The following is a 2,497-nucleotide window of genomic DNA, read 5'->3' on the forward strand; positions in this document are numbered from 1 at the left end:
TGTCCGAGGGGGGACTTGAACCCCCACGCCCGATAAAGGGCACTAGCACCTCAAGCTAGCGCGTCTGCCATTCCGCCACCCGGACGAGGTGTCTGCCGCCTTGCCAGAGGTGTTCCCGGCGGCGACAGAGACAACAATACCAAGGTTTCGGAGTGCCCTTCACCTGCGTTTCCACCGGGGGGACGGGGCGCGGGCCGGGCGGTCCACCCTGTCCGGCCCGTCACACCTCGTGTTCGGAACGTCACCTCACGGGGTGAGCGAGTGCCTACGGCATCAGGTGGTACTCCGGGAAGTTCCCCGGCAGCCGCTCCCCCGCCGGCCCCTGCGTCACCGCCCGCACCAGCAGCTCGCCGCCGACGAACGCGCCCCGCCAGGACGCGCCGAAGCCGCCGAACAGTTCCTCCCGGTCACCCCGGGAGCGTGGCTTGCCGTGGCCGGTCTTGAAGGCGCGGATCTGCGGGGCCAGTCGTTCGTACGTCGTCCGGTCGTCCGTGGACAGCGTGGCGACCAACGCGCCGTTGGACGCGTTCATGGCGGCCAGCAGCTCGGCCTCCGTGTCGACCAGGACGATGGTGTCGACCGGGCCGAAGGGTTCCGCGTGGTGCAGCGGGGAGGACGGCGGCGGGTTGAGCAGCGTGACCGGCTGCACGTAGGCGGAGGTGTCCTGGCCGGGCAGGAACCGGGCGTCGTCCAGCCTGCCGCGGTGCAGCGGGACGGCGCCGCGGTCGACGGCCTCGGCCACCTGGTCGTTCAGGTCCTTGGCCTTGGCGGCGTTGATCAACGGCCCGAAGTCCAGCGCCGGGCAGGGGTCGTCGCGCTTCTCGACGGCGAGCGGGTGCCCGACCTTCAGGGTACGGACCGCCGGGAGGTACGCAGCCAGGAACTCGTCGAACAGCGCGCGCTGGACGACGAAGCGCGGGTAGGCCGTGCAGCGCTGTTTGCCGTAGTCGAAGAGCTTGGGCACGACCGCCGTGAGCGTGTCCCAGTCCGAGTAGTTCCAGATGCCCCAGGTGTTGAGTCCCTCCTGTTCGAGGATGTGCCGCTTGCCGAGGTCGGCGACGTCCGTGGCCACCGCGGCGCCGGTGTCGCGGCCGCCGACGAAGGAGACGCAGCCGATCTCGGGCGCCCGTACCAGCGCCTCCGACAGCTCGCTTCCGCTGCCGCTGACGAGGGTGACCGGCAGCCCCTCGCGGGCGGCGAGCGCACAGGCCAGCGTCAGACAGGCGACTCCGCCGTCGGTCGGTGTCTTGGCGATGACCGCGTTGCCCGCCAGCGCCTGCACCAGCATCGCGTGGACGAGCACGCTCATCGGGTAGTTCCAGCTCGCGACGTTGGAGACCGGGCCGTCCAGCGGGGTCCGGCCTGCGAGCATCGGCTCGATGCCGTCGACGTACCAGCGCACGCCGTCGATGGCCCGGTCGACGTCCGCCTGCGCGAGCCGCCACGGCTTGCCGATCTCCCAGACGAGCAGCAGCGCGAGCAGTTCGCGGTGTTCGGCGAGCGCGTCGAGGGTCGCGGCGACGCGGGCGCGGCGTTCGTCGAGCGGGATGTGCCGCCATGCGCGGTGCTGGTCGAGCGAGGCGCGGACGGCCTGGTGGGCGGCGGCCCGGTCCAGGCGCGGCGGGGCCGCGATGGGGGTGCCGTCCACGGGGGTGGTGGCGGGCAGGACGTGGCCGTCCGCCTGCCAGGTGGCGTTCCAGAGGTTGAGGACGCGGTCGTCCTGGAACGCCTCGGGCGCGACGGCCAGACAGCGCCGCCAGGCGTCTGCCCAGGCGGTGCCGGCCTTGAGGGTGAGGGTCTGGGAGCCGGTGCTCGGAATGAGGGTGGGTGCCATCGTTTTGCTCCGCTCTCGGTGCACGGTCGGGCGGGAGTTGCGTGGCTGCGCCGCACACGGCTCGCACTGCCGTGCGCGGCGCCGTACTTCGAGGGTGTCTCACCCAGAAGCTACTGACGAGTCAGGAAACATCACAGTCACCGTGCGGCGACCGTGAGTGACATCACCCGGTGGTCCCGAGCGCGGCCAGCACCAGGCGGGCCGTCTCGGTCGGTGTGCTCCCCACCCGCACTCCGACCGCCTCCAGCGCCTCCTTCTTCGCCTGCGCCGTGCCGGACGAGCCCGAGACGATGGCGCCGGCGTGCCCCATGGTCTTGCCCTCGGGGGCGGTGAACCCCGCGATGTAGCCGACGACGGGCTTGGTGACGTGTTCGCGGATGTACGCGGCCGCACGTTCCTCCGCGTCGCCGCCGATCTCGCCGATCAGCACGATCAGTTCTGTGTCGGGGTCGTCCTGGAAGGCCGCCAGGCAGTCGATGTGCGTGGTGCCGACGACGGGGTCACCGCCGATGCCTACGCAGGTCGAGAAGCCGATGTCGCGCAGCTCGTACATGAGTTGGTAGGTCAGCGTGCCGGACTTCGACACCAGGCCGATCGGGCCGGGCTTGGTGATGTCGGCCGGGATGATGCCGGCGTTGGACTGGCCGGGGGTGATCAGGCCGG

Annotated in this window: 1 protein-coding gene, 1 tRNA gene and 1 pseudogene; all 3 read right to left on the reverse strand. The window is 71.2% G+C overall.

Annotation, left to right across the window (positions count from 1 at the left end):
* Positions 1–85: transfer RNA gene (locus AB0O67_RS37140), tRNA-Leu, on the reverse strand.
* A gap of 180 nt (positions 86–265) precedes the next feature.
* Entirely contained in the window at positions 266–1,834 is a 1,569-nt protein-coding gene (locus AB0O67_RS37145; protein ID WP_365460480.1) for an aldehyde dehydrogenase family protein, read from the reverse strand.
* Between the two features lie 163 nt (positions 1,835–1,997).
* Positions 1,998–2,497 (reverse strand): annotated as a pseudogene (locus tag AB0O67_RS37150) (succinate--CoA ligase subunit alpha); the annotation flags it as partial.

Source organism: Streptomyces sp. NPDC086077, from assembly GCF_040686175.1.
GTDB lineage: Bacteria > Actinomycetota > Actinomycetes > Streptomycetales > Streptomycetaceae > Streptomyces.